This window comes from Mesorhizobium sp. M0761 (assembly GCF_040320205.1).
Lineage (GTDB): Bacteria > Pseudomonadota > Alphaproteobacteria > Rhizobiales > Rhizobiaceae > Mesorhizobium.
In genome coordinates, this window is the sequence record NZ_JAMYPF010000005.1 from 86,723 (window position 1) to 111,447 (window position 24,725).

25 protein-coding genes are annotated in these 24,725 nt (G+C 63.4%); 1 reads left to right on the forward strand and 24 read right to left on the reverse strand.

All coding sequences use genetic code 11. From position 1 onward, the window contains the following. Positions 1-12 precede the first annotated feature (12 nt). The 7 genes from corA to rimP all read right to left on the reverse strand — a co-directional run bounded on the left by corA (position 13) and on the right by rimP (position 8,238). Positions 13-1,107: a magnesium/cobalt transporter CorA gene (gene corA / locus NKI32_RS10180; protein ID WP_023682006.1), complete on the reverse strand. Its 1,095-nt coding sequence runs from the start codon at positions 1,105-1,107 to the stop codon at positions 13-15. Between the two features lie 44 nt (positions 1,108-1,151). Then, complete coding sequence (gene truB, locus NKI32_RS10185; protein WP_023826820.1) at positions 1,152-2,123, reverse strand: tRNA pseudouridine(55) synthase TruB; 972 nt, start codon at positions 2,121-2,123, stop codon at positions 1,152-1,154. Beyond that, positions 2,123-2,542, reverse strand: a complete 420-nt coding sequence (gene rbfA, locus NKI32_RS10190) for a 30S ribosome-binding factor RbfA (RefSeq protein ID WP_023669558.1) — start codon at positions 2,540-2,542, stop codon at positions 2,123-2,125. Before rbfA ends, truB begins: the two co-directional genes overlap by 1 nt. 161 nt (positions 2,543-2,703) lie before the next feature. After that, entirely contained in the window at positions 2,704-5,265 is a 2,562-nt protein-coding gene (infB, locus tag NKI32_RS10195; protein WP_023755159.1) for a translation initiation factor IF-2, read from the reverse strand. After that, positions 5,262-5,912, reverse strand: a complete 651-nt coding sequence (locus NKI32_RS10200) for an RNA-binding protein (protein ID WP_023755160.1) — start codon at positions 5,910-5,912, stop codon at positions 5,262-5,264. Before NKI32_RS10200 ends, infB begins: the two co-directional genes overlap by 4 nt. Positions 5,913-5,950: 38 nt before the next feature. Then, positions 5,951-7,546 carry a transcription termination factor NusA gene (nusA, locus tag NKI32_RS10205; RefSeq protein ID WP_023669555.1) on the reverse strand — a complete coding sequence of 532 codons (1,596 nt, stop codon included), beginning with the start codon at positions 7,544-7,546 and terminating at the stop codon, positions 5,951-5,953. Positions 7,547-7,593: 47 nt separating this feature from the next. Next, positions 7,594-8,238, reverse strand: a complete 645-nt coding sequence (rimP, locus tag NKI32_RS10210) for a ribosome maturation factor RimP (protein WP_353002566.1) — start codon at positions 8,236-8,238, stop codon at positions 7,594-7,596. A 335-nt stretch (positions 8,239-8,573) separates the two neighbouring features. Here rimP and NKI32_RS10215 point away from each other — a divergent pair, with 335 nt between their 5' ends. Next, the gene (locus NKI32_RS10215) at positions 8,574-8,738 is read left to right on the forward strand and encodes a hypothetical protein (protein WP_023669553.1); all 165 of its coding nucleotides are present in this window, start codon (positions 8,574-8,576) and stop codon (positions 8,736-8,738) included. Between the two features lie 42 nt (positions 8,739-8,780). Here NKI32_RS10215 and trmB read toward each other — a convergent pair whose 3' ends face one another. From trmB to NKI32_RS10300, 17 genes are all read right to left on the reverse strand, one after another. Continuing rightward, entirely contained in the window at positions 8,781-9,482 is a 702-nt protein-coding gene (gene trmB, locus NKI32_RS10220) for a tRNA (guanine(46)-N(7))-methyltransferase TrmB (protein WP_023699459.1), read from the reverse strand. Between the two features lie 139 nt (positions 9,483-9,621). Then, positions 9,622-10,887 carry a methionine adenosyltransferase gene (gene metK, locus NKI32_RS10225; RefSeq protein WP_023826825.1) on the reverse strand — a complete coding sequence of 422 codons (1,266 nt, stop codon included), beginning with the start codon at positions 10,885-10,887 and terminating at the stop codon, positions 9,622-9,624. Positions 10,888-11,109: 222 nt separating this feature from the next. Further along, positions 11,110-11,529, reverse strand: coding sequence for a helix-turn-helix domain-containing protein (locus tag NKI32_RS10230; protein ID WP_023669550.1), 420 nt, complete (start codon positions 11,527-11,529; stop codon positions 11,110-11,112). A gap of 137 nt (positions 11,530-11,666) precedes the next feature. Next, on the reverse strand, positions 11,667-13,259 hold the full coding sequence (gene lnt / locus NKI32_RS10235) for an apolipoprotein N-acyltransferase (protein WP_023669549.1): 1,593 nt from the start codon (positions 13,257-13,259) through the stop codon (positions 11,667-11,669). A 77-nt stretch (positions 13,260-13,336) separates the two neighbouring features. Continuing rightward, positions 13,337-13,807 (reverse strand): VOC family protein, encoded by a 471-nt coding sequence (locus NKI32_RS10240; protein ID WP_023751931.1) that lies wholly within the window; start codon positions 13,805-13,807, stop codon positions 13,337-13,339. Positions 13,808-13,827: 20 nt separating this feature from the next. Beyond that, on the reverse strand, positions 13,828-14,922 hold the full coding sequence (locus tag NKI32_RS10245; RefSeq protein ID WP_023682011.1) for a hemolysin family protein: 1,095 nt from the start codon (positions 14,920-14,922) through the stop codon (positions 13,828-13,830). 28 nt (positions 14,923-14,950) lie between these two features. Further along, positions 14,951-15,457, reverse strand: coding sequence for an rRNA maturation RNase YbeY (ybeY, locus tag NKI32_RS10250; RefSeq protein ID WP_023703484.1), 507 nt, complete (start codon positions 15,455-15,457; stop codon positions 14,951-14,953). 17 nt (positions 15,458-15,474) lie between these two features. Continuing rightward, positions 15,475-16,467: a PhoH family protein gene (locus NKI32_RS10255; protein ID WP_027049340.1), complete on the reverse strand. Its 993-nt coding sequence runs from the start codon at positions 16,465-16,467 to the stop codon at positions 15,475-15,477. An 83-nt stretch (positions 16,468-16,550) separates the two neighbouring features. After that, positions 16,551-17,960, reverse strand: a complete 1,410-nt coding sequence (miaB, locus tag NKI32_RS10260; protein WP_023669544.1) for a tRNA (N6-isopentenyl adenosine(37)-C2)-methylthiotransferase MiaB — start codon at positions 17,958-17,960, stop codon at positions 16,551-16,553. 76 nt (positions 17,961-18,036) lie between these two features. Next, positions 18,037-18,837, reverse strand: coding sequence for a lyso-ornithine lipid O-acyltransferase (gene olsA, locus NKI32_RS10265; protein ID WP_023669543.1), 801 nt, complete (start codon positions 18,835-18,837; stop codon positions 18,037-18,039). A 28-nt stretch (positions 18,838-18,865) separates the two neighbouring features. Next, positions 18,866-19,360 carry a ribosomal protein S18-alanine N-acetyltransferase gene (gene rimI / locus NKI32_RS10270; protein ID WP_023669542.1) on the reverse strand — a complete coding sequence of 165 codons (495 nt, stop codon included), beginning with the start codon at positions 19,358-19,360 and terminating at the stop codon, positions 18,866-18,868. Then, positions 19,360-20,037 carry a tRNA (adenosine(37)-N6)-threonylcarbamoyltransferase complex dimerization subunit type 1 TsaB gene (tsaB, locus tag NKI32_RS10275; RefSeq protein WP_023669541.1) on the reverse strand — a complete coding sequence of 226 codons (678 nt, stop codon included), beginning with the start codon at positions 20,035-20,037 and terminating at the stop codon, positions 19,360-19,362. The genes rimI and tsaB overlap by 1 nt, the downstream gene beginning before the upstream one ends. A gap of 107 nt (positions 20,038-20,144) precedes the next feature. Further along, the gene (locus NKI32_RS10280) at positions 20,145-21,251 is read right to left on the reverse strand and encodes a DUF1513 domain-containing protein (protein WP_023692588.1); all 1,107 of its coding nucleotides are present in this window, start codon (positions 21,249-21,251) and stop codon (positions 20,145-20,147) included. 2 nt (positions 21,252-21,253) lie between these two features. Further along, positions 21,254-22,333 carry an imelysin family protein gene (locus tag NKI32_RS10285; protein ID WP_023692589.1) on the reverse strand — a complete coding sequence of 360 codons (1,080 nt, stop codon included), beginning with the start codon at positions 22,331-22,333 and terminating at the stop codon, positions 21,254-21,256. Then, entirely contained in the window at positions 22,333-23,922 is a 1,590-nt protein-coding gene (locus NKI32_RS10290; RefSeq protein WP_352790452.1) for a di-heme oxidoreductase family protein, read from the reverse strand. The genes NKI32_RS10285 and NKI32_RS10290 overlap by 1 nt, the downstream gene beginning before the upstream one ends. Positions 23,923-23,934: 12 nt before the next feature. Next, entirely contained in the window at positions 23,935-24,420 is a 486-nt protein-coding gene (gene bfr, locus NKI32_RS10295; protein ID WP_023669537.1) for a bacterioferritin, read from the reverse strand. Continuing rightward, a complete protein-coding gene (locus tag NKI32_RS10300) occupies positions 24,386-24,697 on the reverse strand; it encodes a (2Fe-2S)-binding protein (RefSeq protein ID WP_023669536.1) in 312 nt (103 codons plus the stop codon). Before NKI32_RS10300 ends, bfr begins: the two co-directional genes overlap by 35 nt. Positions 24,698-24,725: the final 28 nt, after the last annotated feature.

Here is a 24,725-nt window from a genome sequence, read left to right on the forward strand (position 1 = left end):
GACACCTGAAGCTTACAGCCACTTTTTGCTTTTGAAGAAGACGATCAGCCCGACAGCAACGGCCAGCATGAACAGCAGCGAAGCCGGGTAGCCATAGTAGGCTTTCAGTTCCGGCATGTTCCACGGCGAGCTCTCGGGATCGAAATTCATCCCCCAGATACCGACCAGGAAGGTTAGCGGCATGAAAATCACCGAGACGATGGTGAGATAAGAGATCACATCGTTCGTGCGCGCCTGGCTCAGCGACAAATGCATTTCGATCAAGCCGGTCAGCATATCACGCTGGTTCTCGACCAGCTCGATCAGCCGCAATGCGTGGTCGAGCGTGTCGTTGAAGAAGATTTTCGTCTCCGGCTTCACATAGGGCACGTCGTTGCGGATCAACGTCGCCAGCGCGTCGCGCATCGGCCACAGCACGCCCTTGAGCACATTGGCGTCGCGCCGCAATTCGTGCAGCTGGCGCATCTGATGCTTGTGAGGCGTGTTGAGCATCTCGTCCTCGATGCCATCGACCTCCTCGCTAGCGGCCTCAATCGGCGGGAAATAGCTGTCGACGATGGAATCGATGAGCGCATAGGCCAGATAGTCGGCGCCGCGCATCCGCAAGCGGTTGGGCAACGCTGCGGCGATGCGCTTGCGCACGGGGTCGAACGGATCGCCTTCGCGCTCCTGGAAGGTGACGACGAATTTCTTGCCGAAGAACACCGCGATCTGCTCATAGCGATGCACCTTGACGTCGTCGATCATGCGCATGACGACGAAGGCGTGGTCCTCGAAGAAGTCGACCTTCGGCCGCTGGCCGGTGTTGACGACATCTTCCAGAGCCAGTGGATGCAGGTTGAAGATCCGGCCGATCTCCTCGATCAGCTGGATGTTGGCGAGACCGGTGCAGTCCAGCCAGACGACCGGCCAGTTGTCGCAATGGGTGTTGAGATCGTCGATGCTGGCATCGTTGATGGTCTTGAATTTTTCAGGCGAAATCAGCGTCAGCCGCAGCTCGGACCGTCGCGCCGCCGGATCGGCGATCAGCGTGCCGGGCGAGGCGCCAACCGGCGGCCGGCGCGTTGTCACCGGCGCCCGCTTCTTCACCGCCTCAGCCTTTGCCATGTGCCCCTCGGATGTGACGTCGACGTAAGACTAGACGAGAGTGGTCAGCCGACAAACACCCGCTTCGGCTTGAACATGCCTTGCTCGATGGCGCCGATGGCGACAAGCTTGCCGCGCGCGGTGGCGCAGGCTTCCTCGGCTTCCACGGGCGCGTCGCGGCCGCGGATGATGACGGGATTGCCAAGGCGGATCTTGGTCGCCGCTTCGTCGCTGATGGCGATCTGGGGCAGGCAGTCGAGCGCGGCGGCCGTGTCGACAAGCAGCGCATCGATGGCGCCGAAGTCGATCGGCGCATCGGCAACATCGGCGTCGCCCTCTCCGTCAGCTTCGCGCTGTTCGCCGAAACGGGCGACTTCCAGTTCGGCGAGGGTGACGAAATCCTCCTGGGTGAACGGCTCGACCTCGACCCGGCGCAATTCGGCGATATGACCGAAGCAGCCGAGGTCGCGGCCCATGTCGCGGGCCAGCGAGCGCACATAGGTGCCCTTGCCGCATTCGACCTCGAACAAAGTGTGGTCGGCAGCGTGCTCGACGATGTCCAGACGGCCGATCTCGATCTCGCGCGCGGGGATGTCGACTGTCTCGCCCCCACGGGCGAGATCGTAGGCGCGTTCGCCTGATATCTTGATGGCCGAGAATTGCGGCGGTGTCTGCATGATGACGCCGGTGTAGTTCGGCAGCAGCGCCCTGACATCGTTTTCCGCCGGACGGCGGTCGGAACTTTGCGTCACCAGGCCTTCGAGATCGTCGGTCGAACGCTCCTCGCCCCAGGCGACGGTGAACCGGTAGATTTTGGCGCCGTCCTGCACATAAGGCACGGTCTTGGTTGCCTCGCCGAGCGCGATCGGCAGCATGCCAGAGGCCAGCGGGTCGAGCGTGCCGGCATGGCCGGCCTTTTCGGCCTGGAAAAGCCATTTGATCTTGGAGACGGCTTCGGTCGAACCCATGCCAACCGGCTTGTCCAGCACCACCCAGCCGGAGATCGGCCGTCCCTTCTTCTTGCCGCGGCGCCCCACTATTTCTCGTCCTTGTCGTTGTCTTCGCCATCGGCACCCAAGTCTCGCGCGACTTCGGGCGATTTCAGCAAATCGTTGATCCTGGCGAAATTGTCGAAGGACGTATCGAGCTTGAAGCGGAACTCCGGCATGAACTTCATCTGGCGGAGCGCGCCGGAGACGCGGCCACGGACGAACTTCGCATGCTTGTTGAGCGCGTCGATGACCGCACCCGTGTCCTTGGCGCCGAGCGGCGAAACGAAGGCCGTTGCGACCCTCAGATCAGTCGACATGCGCACTTCCGAGACCGAAACCACGGTGTTCTCGATCAGCGGGTCGATAATCTCGCCGCGCTGCAAGGTTTCCGACAGCGCATGGCGCACCTGTTCGGCGACGCGAAGCATGCGCTGGGATGGGCTGGAGGCGGTTGGACGGGGCATTTTTCTCAATCCGGAAAGCGTGAGGCGCGGGATGGGACCGTGCCGCATGTCTCATACTTGTTTCTATGCATGTCGTTTATCCCGCACTTTTGGGCGACAGGCATTAAAGTTAGGGCGGCGGTCTTTCGACCACCGCCCGGTCGTATCGACAGTATACGAACTCAGAGCGTCCGGGTCACCATCTCGACGCGGAAGCACTCGATGATGTCGCCAACGCGCATGTCCTCGTAGTTCTGGAAGGCCATGCCGCACTCCTGGCCGCCCGGAACTTCCGCGACTTCGTCCTTGAAGCGCTTGAGGGTCTTCAGCGTGCCTTCATGGATGACGACGTTGTCGCGGATCAGGCGCACGCCCGCTCCACGCTCGACCTTGCCTTCGGTGACACGGCAGCCGGCGATCTTGCCGACCTTGGTGATGTCGAAGATCTCGAGGATCTCGGCATTGCCGATGAAGGTCTCGCGGCGTTCCGGCGACAGCAAGCCGGAAAGTGCTGCCTTCACATCATCGACAAGGTTGTAGATGATCGAGTAGTAGCGGATTTCGATGCCCGCGGCCGCCGCGGCCGCACGTGCCTGCACGTTGGCACGGACGTTGAAGCCGATGATCGCGGCCCCCGAGGTCTCCGCCAGCGACACGTCGCTTTCGGTGATGGCGCCGGCGCCGGCATGAACGATGCGCGCACGCACCTCGTCGGTGCCAAGCTTGTCGAGAGCGGCGTTGATCGCCTCGATCGAACCCTGCACGTCGCCCTTGATGACCAGCGGGAATTCCTTCAACCCGCTCGTCTGCAACTGCGACATCATCTGTTCAAGCGAGCCGCGCTGGCCGGCATGGCGAGCCACTGCCTTCTCGCGCGCCAGACGCTGGCGATATTCGGTGATCTCGCGGGCGCGGGCCTCGTTGTTGACGACAGCGAAGCGGTCGCCGGCTTGCGGCGTGCCTTGCAGGCCGAGCACCTCGACCGGCATTGCCGGCGGCGCCTCCTTGATCTGCTCGCCACGGTCGTTGACCAGCGCGCGCACCCGGCCCCATTCGTTGCCGGCGACGAGGATGTCGCCCGGCATCAAAGTGCCGGTCTGCACCAGTACGGTGGCGACGGGGCCACGGCCCTTGTCGAGCTGGGCTTCGATGACCACGCCCTCGGCGGTACGGTCCGGATTGGCCTTGAGGTCGAGGATTTCGGCCTGCAGCAGGATCGCCTCGAGCAGCTTGTCGAGGTTGGTGCCCTTGGTCGCCGACACTTCGACGTCCAGCACTTCACCGCCCATCGATTCGACGAACACCTCATGGCGCAGCAGTTCCGACCGCACCTTCTGCGGATCGGCATCATGCTTGTCGATCTTGTTGATCGCCACGATGATCGGAACGCCGGCCGCCTTGGCATGGCTGATCGATTCGATGGTCTGCGGCATGACGCTGTCGTCGGCCGCCACCACCAGGATGGCGATGTCGGTCGCCTGAGCGCCGCGGGCGCGCATCGCCGTGAAGGCGGCGTGACCGGGCGTGTCGATGAAGGTGATCTTCTGACCGTTCTTCTCGACCTGGTAGGCGCCGATATGCTGGGTGATGCCGCCGGCTTCGCCGGAGACGACATTGGCATTGCGGATGGCGTCGAGCAGCGAGGTCTTGCCGTGGTCGACATGGCCCATGATGGTGACGACAGGCGGCCGCGACACCAGGTCCTCGGGATTGTCGGCAATGTTGAACAGGCCTTCCTCGATGTCGGACTCGGCGACGCGGCGGACCGTGTGGCCGAATTCGGTGGCGACCAGCTCGGCCGTGTCGGCGTCGATGATGTCGCCCGGCTTCAGGATCTGGCCCTGCTTCATGAAGTACTTGACCACATCGACAGCGCGCTCGGACATGCGCTGCGCCAGTTCCTGGATGGTGATGGTTTCAGGCAGGATCACTTCGCGCATAACCTTCTCGCGCGGCTCATTATGCATCGCGCGCTTGAATTTTTCCTGGCGGCGACGCATCGACGACAGCGAGCGGGCGCGCGCGTCCTCGTCGGAAAGCGCCGTGTTGAGGGTCAGCTTGCCGCGACGACGGTCTTCCTCGGCCTTGGTCGGCTTGGCCGGGCGCGCCACTTCGGGCGTAACCGGACGGCGTACCGGGGCGCCGGCGGCGGTGCGCTTCGGCTTGACCTCTTCCTCGTCGTCCGATGCCACAAGCTCGGCAGCCTGCGGCGCGCGGCGGCGCGCTTCTTCCTCGGCGCGGCGGCGGGACTCGGCCTCGGTCTGCAGGCGGGCTTCTTCCTCGGCCTGACGGCGCGCGGATTCCTCGCGCTCGCGCTTGCGGCGTTCCTCATCCTCGTTGCGGCGCTTGGCCTCTTCGATGGCGCGTTGGCGGTCCTCGACGTCGCGAACCTTGGAGCCTTCGAGCGCCCTGCGGCGCGCTTCCATTTCATTGCGCGACAGTTCGTTCAGCACCATGCCGCCGCGTTCGGCCGGGGGCGGAGGCGGCGCCTTGGGCGCTTCCTGCACGACGGGGGCTGCCACTACCGCGGGCTTGGGCGTAAATACGGGTGCAGCCACCGGCTCCGGCTTGTCGCCGGGCATGGAGAATTTGCGCTTCTTGATCTCGACCTGGACCTGCTTGGTGCGGCCATGCGAGAAATTCTGTCGCACGACGCTCTGCTCGGTACCGGGGCGCTTCAGCGTCAAGGTCTTCTTCGGTGTAACACTCAACGTCTTATCGTCGCCCGATTTCGTATCGCTCATTCCATATCCTCTGCAGCATCATCTTCGTCAGCAACGGCCGCAAGCATTGCCAGATCGTCGGGGGTTCCGCCCCGATATCGGTCGAGCGCAACCATGCGCCTCTCAACCGCCTTGCCCGCGTCTCCCGCGAGAACGGCAGCATGTATCACATTTGTACCCCCCAATGCCAAGCTCAACTCGGCCTCGGAGAAAAGTTTGTAGGCAAGGACTGCAGGCCCGCCGAGGTGGACAGTTGCCCGCCGCGCCTGACTGATCTTGCGCACGCCATCGTCGGATGCCTCGCTCGCGTGGAGCACGAAAAGCGCCAACCCCGAGCGCACCGCGCTCTCGACCTTGGTTGCGCCGAGTGCGATCGAGCCAGCCTTGCGGGCAAGGCCAAGCATACCCAAAGCGGATCGTGCAAGCAGTCCGTCGACCATGCCGCCGAGATCGGGCGGCACGACGACCTGCGCCTTGAAGGCGCGGGCAAACAGGTTCTTCGCCGCCGCCTTGTCGATATGTAGGCGGTCGGCGCTCACCCAACAACCACGGCCGGGCAGATTTCTCTTCAGGTCAGGAACGACGGCCGAATCCGGGCCGACGACGAAACGGATCAGCTCATCCGGCTCGGCTTGCTTGCGCGTGACGATGCAGGTGCGATCGTTCATCTCGTCCTGGGGCGGGTTGTGTGCGATGCGGTTTCACCTCACGCACCAACGGCTTCGTCAGCCGGGACCTGTTCGGCTGCAAGCTCGTCTTCGGTGATCCAGCCGGCCTTGAGGCGGGCTGCCAGAACCATCTGCTCGGCGTCGGCGCGCGACACGCCGTGATTGGCGAGCACACCCGGGAATACCTTGGTCTCGCCGTCCTTGCGTTCCTTCCAGCCGGTCAGGTCGTCGGCGGCATAGCCGGCGAAATCCTCGATCGTCTTCACGCCATCCTCGCCGAGCGTCACCATCATGGCGGTGGTGACCCCAGGGATCTCGCGCAGTTCGTCGGTGACGCCCAGCGCCTTGCGCTTGTCGTCATGCTCGGCTTCGATCTTCTCCAGATATTCGCGGGCGCGGGTCTGGATCTCCGAAGCGGTGTCTTCGTCGAAACCGTCGATCGAGGCGATCTCGCCCGAATCGACGTAGGCAACTTCCTCGACGCTGGTGAAGCCTTCGGAGGCCAACACCTGGCCGACCATCTCGTCGACATCAAGGGCTTCCATGAACAGCGACGAGCGTTCGACGAATTCCTTCTGGCGGCGCTCAGACTCCTCGGCCTCGGTCAGGATGTCGATGTCCCAGCCGGTGAGCTGCGAGGCAAGACGCACGTTCTGGCCGCGACGGCCGATGGCCAGCGACAGCTGGTCGTCGGGAACCACCACTTCGATGCGCTCGGCATCCTCGTCGAGCACCACCTTGGCGACTTCCGCCGGCTGCAGCGCGTTGACGATGAAGGAGGCGGCCGAAGGCGACCACGGAATGATGTCGATCTTTTCGCCCTGCAATTCGCCGACCACGGCCTGGACGCGGCTGCCGCGCATACCGACGCAGGCGCCGACCGGATCGATCGACGAGTCACGCGAAATGACGGCGATCTTAGCGCGCGAGCCTGGGTCGCGGGCGACCGACTTGATCTCGATGATGCCGTCATAGATTTCCGGCACTTCCATGGTGAAGAGCTTGGCCATGAACTGCGGATGGGTGCGCGACAGGAATATCTGCGGGCCGCGCTGTTCGCGGCGCACGTCGTAGACATAGGCGCGGACGCGGTCGCCGTACTTGTAGTTTTCACGCGGGATCAGCTCGTCGCGGCGGATAATCGCCTCGCCACGGCCGAGATCGACGATGACGTTGCCATATTCGACGCGCTTGACGGTGCCGTTGACGATCTCGCCGATGCGGTCCTTGTATTCGTCATACTGGCGGTCGCGCTCGGCCTCGCGCACTTTCTGCACGATGACCTGCTTGGCTGACTGGGCGGCGATGCGGCCGAAATCCATTGGCGGCAGCTGTTCGGCGATGAAGTCGCCAAGCTGGGCGTCCGGATTGCGCTCGCGGGCCGAGGAAATGGCGATCTGGGTGGCGTAGTCGTCGACCTTCTCGACCACTTCCATCAGCCGCTGCAGCTTCATCTCGCCGGTGTTGGCGTTGATGTCGGCGCGGATGTTGGTTTCCTGGCCGTAGCGCGAGCGCGCGGCCTTCTGGATCGCATCAGCCATGGCGGCAATGACGATCGACTTGTCGATCGACTTTTCACGCGCCACCGCGTCGGCGATCTGCAGCAGTTCAAGTCTGTTGGCGCTTACAACCATCTTATTTCTCCCGAGCTTGTTGCCGAGCTTTTAGGCCCGGCCGCTCATCATAGTTCCTGTTCGATTTCGTCTTCCGCGCCGCCTTCAGCACCTTCGGGTGCATCATCAGCTTCGCCGCGGCGTTTCTTGGCTTCCTTGCGTTCCCGGTTGTCCTTCGAAAGGGCATCGCGAATAAGGTCGTCGGTGAGGATCAGCCGCACATCGGCGATCGCGTCATAAGGAATGCGAACCGTCGGCTCTTCGCCGTAGGCGGCCTTGTCGCGCTCGAGCAGCATGTCGTCTTCGCCGGCTTCGGCGATCTTGCCCTTGAAGCGCTTGCGGTCGGCGACCGGCACCGAGGTTTCCATCTTCACCAGATGGCCGGTCCAGGTGACGAAATCCGACTTGCGTACCAGCGGCCGGTCGATGCCCGGCGACGACACTTCGAGATGATAGGCCTTGTCGATCGGGTCATCGACGTCGAGCGCCGGCGACACAGCGCGGCTGACCTCTTCGCAATCCTCGACGGTCATGGTGCCGTCCTCGCGTTCGGCCATGATCTGCAGCGTCAGGCCGTTCTGGCCCGACAGATGCACCCGCACGAGGCGGAAGCCAATGCCTCGCAACACCGGCTGAACGATCAGCGCGATGCGCGCATCGATACCGCTTTCGCGGATGATGCGGTCGTCGGCTTCGCTTGCCGTTGCAGTCATGCGGTTCCTGTCGTTCTCTGGATCAGGATGATCGTCGTCCCGAACCATCTCTTTGCTGATGGCTGACCGGCAGGTAATAAAAAAGAGCGGGACCGGGTGGACCCACTCTTCGTCATACCGACCAAGAATTTGAGGCTGATATAGACGATCCCGGCCGGTGTTTCAAGTCTGTTGACGGGCCGGGCAGAGTGCAGCCGGGGACGGCTGGCAGGATTGCGCGCGGCGCATGCCGGCTATGCGGTAACGGCCCTGTGATCCCGGATTTCACATCCCTATCTATGTTGCACTGCACAAATCAAAGATGAGCGCGCGGTGGCGCGCGAAAGGTCAAGACAATGAGCAACCGTACCGTGTTTTCCGCCATAGGCGACGCCTTTGCCCTGTTCGGCAGCGCCGTTGCCGCCTCGCGGGCCGTCGAAGCCGGCCGCAAGCCGCGCGCCAACGATCTGCGCCGGCTCGGCATGGACCCGACCGCTTTCGGCAAGATCGGCCGTTTCTGAAGCCAGACCGGCTGTCGATGCGGGACACTTTCCCGCATCGAACTATTTTCTGATGAAGGTGAGATAGGCCGGCCGTCGGCCCTCGCGAATGGCTTTTGCCTCGTAGCGTGTGCCCGGCCAGCCTTCATAGGGCCGATGCCAGTCGGCCCCATCTTGCACCTGCCAGAGGAGCCCGCCATGCGCCCGACAGTGCAACAAGGTCCAGTTCACATAGGTGTCGATGTCGGATGCGAAGCGGAATTTTCCGCCCGGCTTCAGCACGCGCGCGAACCGATCGAGGTTGAGCGGGCTGACAAAACGCCGCTTCCAGTGCTTTTTCTTCGGCCAGGGATCGGGGTAGAGCAGATCGATGCCGTCGAGCGACGCCTGCGGCAACCAATCGAGCAGGCGCGTGGCGTCGTCGTCATAAACGCGAAGATTGGCAAGCGGCTTTTCCCGCACCGCCATCATCAGCTTGGCCATGCCGTTGACGAACGGCTCGACACCGATGAAGCCGGTCGCCGGTGCCTCCGTGGCACGGTGCAGCAGATGCTCACCGCCGCCGAAGCCGATTTCCAGCCGAACCGTTGAAACATCCGCTGAGAATAGCGCGCGCAATTCTGCCGGTGCCTGGACGGAGAGGTCGAGGCCATAGGCCCCAAGACCGCTTTCCAGCGCCGCCGCCTGCTGCGGGCGAATGGTCTTGCCGTGCCGGCGGCCGAAGAACCCTTCGGTCGCCCGGCTCCGCCTGTCCTGTGGATCCATGGCCTGGTCGCGCGCCGCGCTTAGATTGAGATGAGATTTGGGATTGAGATGAGATTTGGCTGAAATCTCATCTCAATCTAATCCTTTGTTGGAGCATGATCTTTTCCAAAAAACCGGTACCCACTTTTTGGAATCATGCCTAAGCAGCGATCGCGTCCTTGAGCGCCTTGGCCAGATCGGTCTTTTCCCAGGAGAAGGACCCGTCTCGGCCGGCCTTGCGGCCGAAATGGCCGTAGGACGAGGTCTTTGCGTAGATCGGCTTGTTGAGGTCGAGATGCCTGCGGATGCCGGATGGCGACAAATCCATCACCGTGCGCAGCGCTTCCTCGAGCTTGGCCTCGTCGACCTTGCCGGTGCCGTGCAGGTCGACATAGACCGACAGCGGCTGGGCAACGCCGATGGCGTAGGACAGCTGGATGGTGCAGCGGTCGGCGAGCTTGGCCGCCACTACATTTTTGGCGAGATAGCGCGCCGCATAGGCGGCAGAGCGGTCGACCTTGGTGGTGTCCTTGCCGGAGAAGGCGCCGCCGCCGTGCGGGGCAGCACCACCGTAGGTGTCGACGATGATCTTGCGGCCGGTCAGGCCGGCGTCGCCGTCCGGTCCACCGATGACGAACTTGCCCGTCGGGTTGATGTACCACATGCAATCGTCGGCGATCTTGAGGTCGCCGAGCGCCTCACGGATGTAAGGCTCAACGACCTTGCGGACCTTCTTGGAATCCCAGGTCGCGTCGAGATGCTGCGTCGACAGCACGATCTGCGTCGCTTCGGCGGCTTTGCCATCGACATAGCGAACGGTGACCTGGCTCTTGGCGTCGGGTCCGAGCTTGCCGGCTTCGCCGTTGTTTTCGTGACGGGCAGCGGCGAGCAGTTCGAGAATCTTGTGGCTGTAATAGATCGGCGCCGGCATCAGATCCGGGGTCTCGCGGCAGGCATAGCCGAACATGATGCCCTGGTCGCCGGCACCCTCTTCGCCCTGGCGGTCGGCGGCGCTGTCGACGCCCTGGCCGATGTCGGGCGACTGGCCGTGCAGCAGAACCTCGATCTTTGCCGTCTTCCAGTGGAAGCCGGCCTGCTCGTAGCCGATTTCGCGGATCGCCTTGCGGGCGACCGACTTGAACTTGGCCGGGTTGACGACCGAATGCCCGGCGGCGTCCTTGAGGATGTTGCCGGCTTTGTCCCGCTTCAGCAGAGTATCGGGAACCCTTACTTCGCCGGCGATGACGACGCGGTTGGTGGTGGCGAGCGTCTCGCAGGCGACGCGGACTTTCCACGGGTCCATGCCGGTCTTCTTGGCCTCGCGATAGACCAGATCGACGATCTCGTCCGAGATGCGGTCACAGACTTTATCCGGATGACCCTCGGCCACGGATTCCGAGGTGAAGAAGTAGTTCTGCCGCGTCACGGGTGTCCCCTCTTGAAAAAACGATCGGCAGGGCTGCCGATTTTGGCGCGCCACGTGTTAACGGTGCCGGGCGCCGCTCGTCAAGCGGTGCCGCGGTTCTGGCATGAGTGTCGCAGCAATATATCTTGTACCACCGGCGGCTTGGCGCCGCCGGCAGTCGAGCCTCTGGGCTACTCGGGCCCAGGGGATTACTGGGGCCAATGGGTCAATCGACCCACCGAATCACTCGGCATCTTCGGCAGAAAGGGACTTCACAAGGTCGATAATCCGGCGGCGCACCTTTACATCCGCGATCTTGACGAACGCGCGGTTGAGCTGAAGCCCTTCCGGACTGCCGCAGAATTCGACGGCGAAAGCCATCGAAGTGTCCTCGGCAAATCCTCTATTACCCACCGGCTCCTGCCCTGGCGCATCCTCGAAAAAGAAGGCGACAGGCACGCTGAGTATCGAGGCTATTGCCTGCAGACGGCTGGCGCCGACGCGGTTCGTTCCTTTTTCATATTTTTGGATCTGCTGAAACGTAATACCGAGATTTTCACCAAGCTTTTCCTGGCTCATTCCAAGCATATTGCGCCGAAGGCGGACGCGACTTCCGACATGGATGTCGATCGGATTCGGTTTCTTCTTGTTTTCTTCTGTCATTTTTTCCTCGCCGAATTTTTCCGGCCTTTTCTATTTTTCTCGCCCAAACGAAGCCGGAGCCAACTGCCCCAACAGAAACACCAACCGACTTCGAGAAAATTAGGCGGTAACAGTATGAGTTTCTAATGTGTCGACTGTCAATTCACCCGTAGCCGTTGCCTTACGTTCAAGCTGAGGGCGATTGCGGCAAACACCAACATGATCAGCATTCCGTTAATGCGCCGCCCCGCGGCGGAGATGAAGGCTTGGCCGGAGATCGGCACCCGCACGTCGATGGCGCCACGTGCATCGACCGCCAATGCGTCGACGATGCGTCCCCGCGTATCGACAACGGCGGAAATGCCGTTGTTGGCGGCGCGCAACAACGGCAATCCGTTTTCCACCGCGCGAATCTGAGCCTGCCTGAAATGCTGGTACGGCCCGGGCGTGTCGCCGAACCATGCGTCGTTGGTGACGTTCACAATAAGCTGGGATGACGTTGCGTCAACAGCCACAAGATCAGGAAAGATCACCTCGTAGCAAATAAACGGCAAGGCGCTGATGCCGCCGGGCAAAGCGATCGGATGGCGCTCGTTGCCGGCGGCGAAATTCATCGGCCCGGCGACGAGCTGTCCGATGCCGAAGCGGCTGAGCAGACCGGAAAACGGCAGATACTCGCCGAACGGGACCAGATGGACCTTGTCGACGGCATCAGCGATTTCGCCCTTGTCATCGATCGCCACCACCGAATTGTAGTAGCGGCTGTCGGCATCCGCCCCGGATCCGCGCTCCTCGCGCACGACGCCGGCAATCAGCATCTGACCAGGCTGCAGCATGTCGCCGACCGCGGTCAGCGCGTCCGGACGCTCGGTGAACAGGAAGGGTACCGAGGTCTCCGGCCACAGGATCAACTGCGGTTTGTTATGGCCGGGATCGGGCGCTGCGGCCGACAGGCCCATCATCGTGGCGAAGATGCGGTCGCGCACCGAGGCGTCCCATTTTTCGCTGAGGTCGACATCCGGTTGCACGATACGGACATCGAGAGTGCGGGTTGTCGGCTTGTCGGGGGTCGCGAGCCTGAAATAGCCGAAGCCAGCATGGGCGGCGACGAGAATGGCAAGCAGGACCACACCGAGACGGACATGCCGGCGTGCTGCAAGCAAGGCCGGCATGGCGAAGACAAAGACCGCCAGCGCGTTCATGCCGACCATGCCGGTCACCGACACGCTTTGCATCAACAGCGGCACGGGCATCGCCGCATAGCCGACGGCATTCCAGGGAAAGCCGGTGAACAGGAAGCCGCGCAGCCATTCCGTCAGGCCAAAAGCAAAGGCAAGGGCGGCAACGCGGCCAATATCGTTGGTCCATAACAGCCGCGCGACGACGGCGGCGAAGCCGTAGAAAAATGCCAGCGCCAAAGGAATGCCGACGACCGCGAAGGGTAAGGCCCAGGCGAAACTGTCGGCCTCGACCAGAAGCGCCTCGCCGATCCACCACAGGCCGGCGAGGAAATAGCCGAAACCGAACCACCAGCCGATGGCAAAAGTCGGCCGCAGGCGCCTGAGCCAGCCGTCGGAAGCCTCGCCGGTGGCGCCGTCGAGCAGCCAGACCAGCAGTGGAAACGAGACGAAACAGACGGCGAAGAAATCGTAAGGCGCCTGGGCGAGCACCGCCAGCGCCCCGGCAAGAAACGCCACCAGCGCGCGTCGCCAGCCCCAAAGCAGAATTATCCGGCCGGCAAGGCGCTCCATACAGACTTCCCAAGTCGCGCGAATCAGGAGCCAAGATTTATCAGATTTATTGAAACGCGAACCGGCCGATCGCTGCGCTATCGGTGCCATCCCTCGATGGTGAGCCCGCTCAGGTGCTCGGCCTCCTCGCGCGGCACGGTGCGCACGGTCTGGGTGAAGGTCCAGACATGGCTTTCGGGGTCGCGCGCCCGATACTGCCGTTCGCCGTAGAAATGGTCGGCAGGCTCCTCGACGATTTGGGCTCCAGCCGCCATTGCCCGCTCACAATGCACGTCCAGGCCGTCTTTCAGACGCACACAGACCGACTGAGTGTTCTTGCCGCCGACGCTTACCGGACTGGCAATATGATCGGCCCATTCGGAATCGACGATGATGTAGCCGTCGCCAAAGCGCATTTCGGCATGGACCAGCCGTCCGTCGGCATCGCTGACCACCATGCTCGGCTCGAAGCCGAAGGCCGTTTCGAGCCATTTCAATGCGGCTCGCGGGTCCTTGTAGAAGACACCCGAGCCAAAGGTTGAGTGCTTGAAGGGATCGTCGATCGTCATCGGCCGGGCAACGTTCTGTCCTAGGCCTGCTCGGTGCGGGGGGCGGTCACGCGGCGGCGACGCTCGCCCTTCTGGTTCTGGACGATGCGCACCCGCTTGACGCGGCGCGGATCGGCGTCGAGCACGTGGAATTCGAAGCCGGGAATGGCTTGCACAACCTCACCACGCGCGGGCACGCGACCGAGCGTGTTGAAAATCATGCCGCCGATCGTGTCGACATATTCACCATGCTCACCGGCGGTAAAGTCCTCGCCGATCATCTTGGCGACCTCGTCGATCTCGGCCTTGCCGTCGACGACGAACACGCCCTCGCCGGTCTGGGTGATCAGCGGCTCGTCCTCGTCATGCTCGTCCTCGATATCGCCGACGACCATCTCGACGATGTCTTCCAGCGAGGCGAGACCATCGGTGCCGCCATATTCGTCGATGACCAGCGCCATCTGGGTTCGCGTCGTCTGCATATGGCCCATCAGGTCGGAGGCAAGCATCGAGGGCGGCACGAACAGCACCGGGCGGATCAGATTGAGGTCGCCGATGGTGCGGCCGAGATCGACCTGGGCGAGGTCGAGAAGCGTCGTTGCCGGCGTCTTCCTGGATGTTCTGCCCTTCTTGACCCGGGCGACCTTGGTGATGTGGGCCAGCACGTCGCGGATGTGAACCATGCCGCGCGGATCGTCGAGCGTCTCGGAATAGACCGGCATGCGGGAATGGCCGGACTGCTCGAACAGACCGAGGAGATCGCCCAACGTCGTGGTGATCTCGACGGCCTCAATATCGGCGCGCGGCACCATGACGTCCTCGACGCGTACCTCGCGCAGGCGCAATATGTTGTTGAGCATGGCGCGTTCGCCGGGCGAGAAAGACCCGGCATCGCTGGTCGTTTCGGCAAGCGCGCCGGCGATTTCCTCGCGCAGGCTGGTGCCGTTCCGCTGCCTGAAAAGGCCCAAGACGCGGTCGAACAAGGACGGACCGGCAGGCGATGGCTCGCTGGCAATACTACCAGAAGCGGGGCTGCCGGAACTGGGACTCGGACTCGATCCCTCTTCCGTCGTATCGGAAGGCTTTGTCGCACTGCCAGCCTCGGGGCGGGCGGCAGTTTCTGGTTTGTCGTTCATCGTCGTCCGGTCAATTGGTCTTTTGTCATTACGTGTAGGGATCGGGAATGGCAAGCCTTGCGAGCGTTGAGCGCTCGATGGCTTCCATCTCCTCGGCCTCTGCATCGGTCTCGTGATCGTAGCCCAGTAAATGCAGCAGGCCGTGGATGACGAGATGGGTGATATGGTTCTCGAAGGGCTTGTCTTCCAGGGCTGCTTCGCGCGCCACCGTCTCGGCGGCGAGCACGATGTCACCCAGCATCGGCGGCAGCTTGCCACCCCTGGGGAACGGAAAAGCCGGGAAAGACAAGACGTTGGTCGCCTTGTCCTTGCCGCGCCAGCCGGCATTGAGGGTACGGATATGGGCATCGTCGGAAAAGACGATGCTGAGTTCGGAAGGACCGGCAGCAGCGGTTTCGGCAAAGGCAGCCGACACGGCGCGATCGACCAGACGCGTCAGCGCCGCCTCATCGGGCCAGTCGCCGGCCTCGACCGACATATCGATCTCGACGGGAACCGAACTATCCCCGCCGCCAGGTCTTATGTCTTCAGGCATGAGCCCGCATCGTCACATCAGCTCTCGGCGCCGAGGCCGCGCGCCAGCTTGGCGTCGCGGTCATAGGCCCTGACGATTTCGGCCACCAGCGGGTGGCGCACAACGTCGACATCGTTGAAGCGCACGGTTACCGCGCCCGCCACGCCGTCAAGGACACGCAAGGCTTCGACGAGGCCCGACTTGGTGCTTGGAGGCAGATCGATCTGCGTCGGATCGCCGGTGACGATCATGCGCGAATTCTCGCCGAGGCGGGTCAAAAACATCTTCATCTGCATCGGCGTGGTGTTCTGCGCCTCGTCGAGGATGACGGCGGCATGCGCCAGCGTGCGGCCGCGCATGAAGGCCAGCGGCGCGATCTCGATGACCTCGGCGGCAATGGCGCGCTCGACCTTGTCGGCCGGCATCATGTCGTAAAGCGCGTCATAGAGGGGCCGCAGGTACGGATCGACCTTTTCCTTCATATCGCCGGGCAGAAAACCCAGCCGCTCGCCGGCCTCGACCGCCGGCCGTGACAGGATGATGCGCTCGACCATGCCGCGTTCGAGCAGCATCGCCGCATGCGCCACCGCCAGATAGGTCTTGCCGGTGCCGGCCGGGCCAATGCCGAAGACAAGTTCCGAACGCTCCAGTGCCCGCATATAGGCGTCCTGGTTGAGCGAACGGGCATAGATCGTCTTCTTGCGGGTGGAGATCTGGGCGGCCGAAACCTTGCCCTTGCGTTCAAGCGTCGGCAGCGTCAGCTGGTCGTCGGCGGCAATCGCCATGCGCACGGCGCCATCGACGTCGGACTGGCCAATGTCGGTGCCCTTCTGGAGAATGCCGTAGAGATTGTCGAGTGCGCGGCGCGCCTGTTCGGCCGCCGAGGCCGAGCCCTTGATGGTCAACTGGTTGCCGCGCGAGCGGATGTCGACGCCGAGCTTCTGCTCAAGCCGGGCCAAATTCTCGTCGAACTGGCCGTACAGGGCGCTGGCAAGCTTGTTGTTGTCGAAAGTCAGAACGATGTGCGCCATGTCAGAGGCCCCGGATGTCTGGTTCTGGGGCAGAGTCTTCACTTCAGCAGCGCTCAACCGTCTCTCCTCATCTGCCGAGGCCATCAAGCCAACTCGGCGAACAGGCTATTGTAGCCCGTCTTCGTGATTCGCACCCGGATAATGTCACCGATTTCGCCGGCCTTTTCATCAACAATAACCGGCTGCAGCCAGGGCGAGCGGCCGACCTTCTGGCCGGCCTGACGGCCGGGCTTCTCGATCAGCGTGTCGATGGTGCTGCCGACCAGGCCCAGGCCGAAATCCTGCTGCTGCTTGAGCAACAATGCCTGCAGCTGTTGCAAACGTTCATCCTTGACCGCTTCCGGCACGTGATCGGGCATATCGGCGCCCGGCGTGCCGGGACGCGGCGAATATTTGAACGAGAAGGCCGAGGCGTAGTTCACCTGGCGCACCAGACCCATCGTCGCCTCGAAATCCGCCTCGGTTTCGCCGGGGAAGCCGACGATGAAGTCACCGGACAGCGCGATGTCGCCGCGCGCAGCGCGGATGCGCTCGAGCAGCGCCAGATAGTCCTTGGCCGTGTGCCTGCGGTTCATCGCCTTGAGGATGCGGTCTGACCCGGATTGCACCGGCAGGTGCAGATAAGGCATCAAAGCCGGGAGATCGCGATGGGCAGCGATCAATTCGTCGTCCATGTCGCGCGGATGGCTGGTGGTGTAGCGCAGCCGCGCCAGGCCAGGAATTTCGGCCAGCCGGAACAGCAGGCGACCAAGCCCCCATTCCATGCCATCCTCACCCTTGCCGTGCCATGCATTGACGTTCTGCCCCAGCAGCGTCACCTCGCGCACACCGGCATCGGCCAGCCGCTCGGCTTCGGCGACGATCTGCGCCACCGGCCGCGACACTTCCGAGCCCCTGGTATAGGGCACGACGCAGAAGGTGCAGAATTTGTCGCAGCCTTCCTGTACCGTGAGGAAGGCGGTGACGCCGCGCTTGATCATTTCGGCACGCTTCGGCTGCGGCAGATGCTCGAACTTGTCCTCGATGGCGTATTCGGTCTCGACGATCTTTTCGCCGCCACGCACCCGGGCCAGCACATCGGGCAGCCGGTGATAGGTCTGCGGGCCGATGACCAGATCGACAGCAGGCGAACGGCGGATGATTTCCGGGCCTTCGGCCTGCGCGACGCAACCGGCGACGCCGATCAGCATTTCGCGCCCAACTGCTGCGCGTTCAGCCTTCATGTCGCGGATGCGGCCGAGCTCAGAATAGACCTTTTCCGCCGCCTTCTCCCTGATATGGCAGGTGTTGAGCAGCACCAGGTCGGCGTCGGCGATGACATCGGTCGCGGTGTAGCCGTCGGCGGCCAGCGCATCGGTCATGCGCTGTGAGTCATAGACATTCATCTGGCAGCCATAGGTCTTGACGAAGACCTTTTTGGCCGGGGCGGACGCCGCAGCAGCGCTTTGCGAGGCGCTGTCGGTTTCGTTCCGCTCTATCGTGTTCAAATCCATCCGGCGGCTTCTAACGCCTTTCCGTGACAAAAAACAGACGATTCTCGGGCATCGGCCTGTAGGCGCTCGGCCTGCGCTAGCGGCTCGGTCGGGGATCGGCGAGCGCGGCCTGCATCATGGCGCGCACCTTGCTTTCCATCATCCTCGACGTTTCCTTGCGGTTCGAGCCCTTGGAAAAGGCGATGGGCTCGCCGAAATGCACCTCGACGTCAATGGCGCCTTCGGCCATCAGCACCTTGAGATGCGGCATCAGGTCCTGATCGCCGATCCAGGCAGCGAGCGGCCGGTGGCGACGGCCGAGAGGCACGCCGTGCACCCGCGTGTAGGCAATCGCCAGCGGCTGGATGAAGACCTGCTCGGCCGCGCCTTCCGAAATCGCCATCGAGGCGGCGCCGAACAAGGTGCTCTTGAACGGCAGGATGGTGTTGCCGTCGCCGGTAGAGCCCTCGGCAAATAGCACCATAGCGTCGCCCTTGGCCATGCGGCTGGCGATCTCGCTGGCCTGGTCGCCAGCTGTCCGCTTACGCTCGCGTTCGATGAAGACCGTACGCTGCAATTTCGACAGCCAGCCGATCAGCGGCCATCCCTCCATGTCCGCCCGAGCGATGAAGGTCACATCGGCAAAGGAGCCCAGCACCATGATGTCGGTCCAGGAGATATGGTTCGAGGCGACCAGCAGCGGGCGCTGGCTGGACAGCGCACCTTTGACATGGATGCGCAGGCCGAGCGTCCGGACGATGAGGCTGTGCCAGGCCTTCAGAATGACCGTCTCGCGCCAGATTCCAGTCTTCATCGACAGCAGCTGCAAAGGCACAAGGACCAGCGAACCGATGACAACGAGGCTCAGCGCCAGGAAAATCCTGATTTTTCCGATCATGCAGCTTGGCCCTGCCCCAAAACTTTGGCTAGCGAAGATCGCGGCGCATGACAAGCGCGCCGGTAGGACCATGTTCGGTCGAGCGGTAATAATTGGCGCGGTGCCCGACCTGGCGGAAGCCCAGCCGCCGGTAGAGGGCGATGGCAGCGACATTGGTCTCGTCGACCTCAAGGAACAGCGCCTCGGCGCGCTGCGCATGCAATTCGCGCAGTACGGCGTCCATCAATTGCCAGCCGAGCCCCTGGCGGCGATGCGAGCGCGCCACCGCCACGGTCAGAATCTCGCCCTCGCCGGCTGCAAGCCTGGCCAGCACGAAGCCGACCGGCGGCTTGGCGCCCTGGCCGATTTCGCGCGCGGCATAGCCGAACACGGTTTCCTGTTCGAGCAACGCGGCGAACTCGCCATCGGTCCAGGGCCGGACGAAATCCTCGCGGTGCAGCACCGACGCTGCCGGGCTGTCGGCGATGGTCAGCGGCTCGAGCGCATAGTCCCTGCGGCGCGGCTGGAGGAAAGGGATGCGCATCACTTTTCCTGCCTCAACAGGATGAACCCGGCCTGCGCCTTGGCATCGGCGCCGCGCAGATAGAGTGGCTTCGGCTTGTCGCCCTCGCCTTTTGCAGCGGCGAGCCGGGCGTAGACGGCAATGTCGGCGGTGGCAGCCGTCGGGCCGATATCGAAATCGCGACCGGCCGCGGCTGCGATCTGCACGGCGGCCGTGCCGGCAAGCACCGGACGATTGTCCGCCGCCATTCCCGCGGCTTGCGCAAGTGTGGTCACCGCCGGACCATAGCGCAAAATCGCTTCCGCATCGTAAAGCGCGGCATGGATTTCCTCGCGGCCGGCATCGAGAGCGGCCAGGACCGGGCGGCCGGGAAATGCCGCCCTCGCCTCGGCCGCCAGCGCCTCCAGTGTCGTTACCCCGATCGCCGGGATCTTCAGCGCCAGCGCCAGGCCGCGCGCCGCCGAGACGCCCACCCGCAGGCCGGTGAAGGAACCCGGACCGATGGAAACCGCAACGGCGCCAAGGCCGGCATAATCGGTGCCGTCCGCTTTCAGCGCTTCGTCAATGACAGCCATCAGGTGTTCGGCATGGCCTTTGCCGAGATCGAGTACCGAGCGGCCAAGTTCTCTGCCGCCCGATGCGTCATAGACGCAAGCGGCGCAGAGATTGGCGGCACAGTCGATGGCGAGCAGTTTCATGAGCGACCGGTTCGAAAAACAGTCTCCCTCTGCCCGCCACGGCGCGCCGCCGCAAGAGCCAGCGCGTAAATTGTTAAGTGGCTTCGCTTCGGTGCAGGCCGGACGGCTTACGCCGCCGGCGCGATGCGCAGCATGTGGTTGTCCCAGACATAGTCGGGCTCGGAGCGCGTCGCGCCGCTGCCTTCGATGATTTCGCCAGCACCCGTGGTTGCCATGAAGCCCGGGCCGTCGGGCGCCAGGCCGCAGACCTCGACCAGCGCCTTGGTGGCGACGATCTTGCCGCTGGCGGCGTCGATGACGGCCAGCGAATTGCCTTCCGGCGAAGACACCGCGACCGTGCCGGCAATCGGGTTGGCGGCGACCGAGCCGATGTAATTCCGGAAGCCGGATAGCACGTCCTGCGGCATGTCGAGCAGCTGCAGCCCCTTGCCGCGCGTGGCGCGGCCGACCAGCGGTGGCCGCTCGGTGCCCGGCCCGCGGTACTGGCAGCCGAACCAGATGGTGCCTGTGGGGTCGGCATCCATGTGGCGAATCGACAGCTGGTGCAGAGCCGGCGGCAGTTCGTGCTTTTCGATGAGATCGCCGGTTGTGCGATCGACCAGCACATAGGACGGCTTCATGGTGGCGATGTTGAGCTCGGCGCGGCCATAGTCGGGATGGGTCTCGATGCCGCCATTGGCGATGGCGATCGTCCGGCCGTCTCCGAGCAGCAAGAGCTCATGCGGCCCCATGCCATAGGTCGGAAACTCGCCGATGCGGCTGAACTTGGCCCGTGCGTCGTAGATCCCGACGACGCCGGCGGCATTGTCGAAATTGTTTTCGGTGGCGTAAAGCAGCGCGCCGTCGGTGGAAAACACACCGTGGCCGAAGAAATGCCGACCGGTGATGCTGGCGATGGTCAGCGGCGGCTCGCGGCCGGCATGGTCGAAGACCACGGCGAAGGTGCCGGGTTGCCGGGCGAAGACCACGGAGCGCTTTGAGGCCGGATCGAAGGTGACGTCGTGGCCACGGTCGGGCAGGTCGATCGCATGCAATACTTTTCCGGCTTCCGACAACACAGCGGCGCCAAAGCTGCCGTCGCGCTTGCCGAAGGCGGTGGCAAAGACGGCATCGGCGGCAAGCGTGTCCGCCCAGGCCCGCGGCGCCATTGACGCGACGAAGCCGGCGCCGGCAGCCCTGAGAAAATCGCGGCGGTCGATCAGCGGCGTCCTCATGATCAGTCTCCGTCGAGCGAGGAGAAGCCGGCGGTCAGGCCGAACTCGGCGGTCAGCCTGGTTCCGATCAGGCCCGACAGGCTGGAGGTGATCAGCGCGAAATGCTCGAGTTTTCCGCGCTCCGCGGGATCGGCCAGCGTCTTGTCGATCGGACCCTGGATGGATTTGGCAGTGGCAACGCCATTGATGAGCTGGATATGGATGGATTCCGCCATCCATCTGCTATCCTCGGGCAGCGCGTCGCCGAGCTTCGAGGCCTGGAACAGCGCATCAATGCCGGAGAGGTTGCCGGCTAATGACAGGCCGGTGTTTTGCGACCGCCAGTAGATCGCCTGCCTTGGCTTGTCAGCCTCCGGCTTGGCGCCGAAAAAACCTTTGAGGCGCACGTCGCGGACCATTTCCAGCTCGTTGATGAAGACGCCGACCAGTTCGGTCACCGCTTCGGTGCCGTCGCGGTAAAGCGCATTGTCGGGTCCGGGATTAGCCCACGAGGCTGCAAAACCGTCCGGTTTTTTCCAGGCCGCGTCGACATCGGCCGCCATGGTCTCGATGTTCTTGGCGACTGCCGCGCCATAGGCGCAGCGATAGGGCTCGTCCTTGCCGACGAGCGTCTCGGCGCCGTCGCCGTAAAGCACGAACTCAAGCGCCCCTAATCCCTGCATCGCGACACTCTTGCCCGCCAGCTGCGCCGGATCGGTGGCGGTCGGATCCTTGCCGGCCAGCGCCGCCTGCACCTGCTTCAGGCCGATGCTCTTTCGGTCCGGCCAGTAGAGCATGCGCTCCAGCCGGTTGTTCTCCTTGATTGGCCCGAAGCCGATGATTTCAGCCGACGACCAAGCTGCGACCGTGGCCGAGAATCCGGCATGCGCGGCATCGAGGTTGCCCTGCGACGGCGCCTGGCAGAGCGCGTCCATGGCCTTCGCCAAGGTGCCGGCATGGCCATGCAGGCTGGCATAGGCGGGGCGGACAAAGCCGTCGATCGCTCTTTGGATCACGTCGGAGGCTTTCACCGAGGCCGATGCCGGGGACGCACCGAACAGAGCCAATGGGAGGAGGAGAACAGGCAAAACCCGCTTGAGCATCAGAATGACTCCAGGAATTTGATGAGAGCATCGCGGTCGGCCGTATTGGCGGCGGCAAAGCGATCGCGCGCCTTCTGCCCCTCGCCGCCATGCCACAGGATCGCTTCGGTAAGCGTGCGCGCACGCCCGTCATGCAGGAAGAAAGCGTTGCCGTTGACGGTCTTTGTCAGGCCGATGCCCCATAGCGGCGGGGTGCGCCATTCACTGCCCGTGGCATCGCCCACCGCCTGGCCGTCGGCAAGGCCAGGCCCCATGTCGTGCAGCAGAAAGTCGGAATAGGGCCAGATCAGTTGGAACGCCTGCGCCTTGTTCCCGCGCATGGTGACGAATTTCGGCGTATGGCAGGCAATGCAGCCCATCTCGTAGAACAGCTTCTTGCCGGCGAGCACGGCGGGTGCGCCGACATCGCGCCGCGCCGGCACCGCAAGGTTCTGTGAATAGAAGGTGACGAGGTCCATCACCGGTGGTGGCGCCTCGACCGGGCCGAGCCGCTTCTGCACGCCATTGGGCATGGCTAAGCAGGCCTCTTCGGCTGCGGTGCAATCGCCCCAGTGGCTGGGCTCTTCCGGCGTCGAAATGCCGATATCGCCGGCAAAGGCGTCCGCCGCCTGCTGGCGGATCGACGCGGTCTGGGCCTTCCAACCGAAGCGGCCAAGCGTCAGTTGCCCACTGCTGAGGTCACGCACCATGTTGGGCTTGCCGGAAATGCCGTCGCGGTCGTCGGGATCGGCATGGGCAAGGAGGTCGGCCGGCGCGATCTGCTCGATCAGGCCAAGGCCGATCATTGGCGGCGTCAGGCGCGGCGACAGCGTGGTGCGCGGGTCAAGCGGGCCGTAGCCAAGCCCGTCGACCGAATAGCTCGGCTTGCGCAGCCAAACCAGGCTGCCGTCGCCGAGCGTGACCTTTTCCTCGCGATAGTCGACATACATGCGGCCTTCGCCCTTGAGGCCGGGCACCGCCAGTCCCTGCAACTGCGCGCCGTAGACCGGATCGGGGAAGTTCAGCACCTTGTGCGCGGCGATCTCGGTCTTTTCCTCGGCCGTGCTCGCATCGCGCGCTAGCCGCAGGAACATCGACGTGGTGCGGCTGTCGGCGGCCGGCGGGCGGCCGCGGCCATCCTTCAAATGGCAATTCTGGCAGGCGCGCTCGTTGAACAGGGGTCCGAGACCGTCCGAGGCCTGGGTCGAGGATGGCGACGACACCCAGTTCTTGCGGAAAAGCGCATTGCCGAGCTTGAAATTGCCCTGTTCCTCGAAGGTAATGTTTTCAGAGGGTTGCGAGAAGGCGTCGCGGTCGACCTGCTTGCGCGACGTGCCGGCGCCGCCTTGCATCGTTTCGAAGGATTCGGGCTTGGAGAAATCCTGGGTTGGCCTGGTAACTGCAAGGACGCGGGCCTGGTCCTTCGGCGTCAGGTCGGTGCGGCTCGTGGCGAGGCCGACCGGTTCCGACGATCCGGCCAGGGCCGGGGCCAAAATTGCCGCCAGGGTTACAACCGAAAGCCCGCGAAAGGCCTGATATCGCGGGTTTTTGAGGAGCAGCGGGCCGGCGGCCCGCCGCAAGCGGCGCAGAATATCTATGGGGCGCCGCATTCCTGCATGGTCCTATTCCGCCTCGTCCGCCGATGCGGCGTTGAGCTGGCCGTATTTTTCCTCGCCGATCGAGGCAAGGAGGTCGAGCTGCGTCTCGAGGAAGTCGATGTGACCTTCCTCATCCGCCAGCAATTCCTCGAACAGCTTCATCGTCACGTAGTCGCCGGCTTCGTTGCAGATCTCGCGCGAACGCTTGTAGGCGGTGCGTGCGTCATATTCGCCGGCGAGATCGGATTCGAGCACTTCCTTGACGTTCTGGCCGATGCGCAACGGCGCCACGGACTGCAAATTGGGATGCCCTTCGAGGAAGATGATACGGGCCACCAGCCGGTCGGCATGGTGCATCTCCTCGATCGATTCGGCGCGTTCCTTCTTTGCCAGCTTGGCATATCCCCAATCTTCGAGCAGGCGGAAATGCACCCAGTATTGATTGACGGCGCCAAGCTCCAGGAACAGAGCCTCGTTAAGCCGCTCGATGATCTGCGGTTCGCCTTTCATGGATTCTGCTCCCATATTGGACGCGCAGGCCTCTGACGCGATCCAGGTGTGAAACGATGTCCACGCCGCTCGCCTCCGAACGGGTGTGGTAATTTTCGGTGACCCGAATGATCGTTTCGACCACATTTGGGAAGCAGCCGCAACAGCGACCGCGCTTTTGCATCGTGTGATAGACCTTCGCCGGCACGATCAGTTGCCAGGGGTCCTGATCCAGCAGATCGACGATCGTCTGCTCAATCTCCTTTTCGGTGATGATGTTGCAATGGCAGATCAGCATGGATTGGCTCTGGCTGACGGCGCCCCTC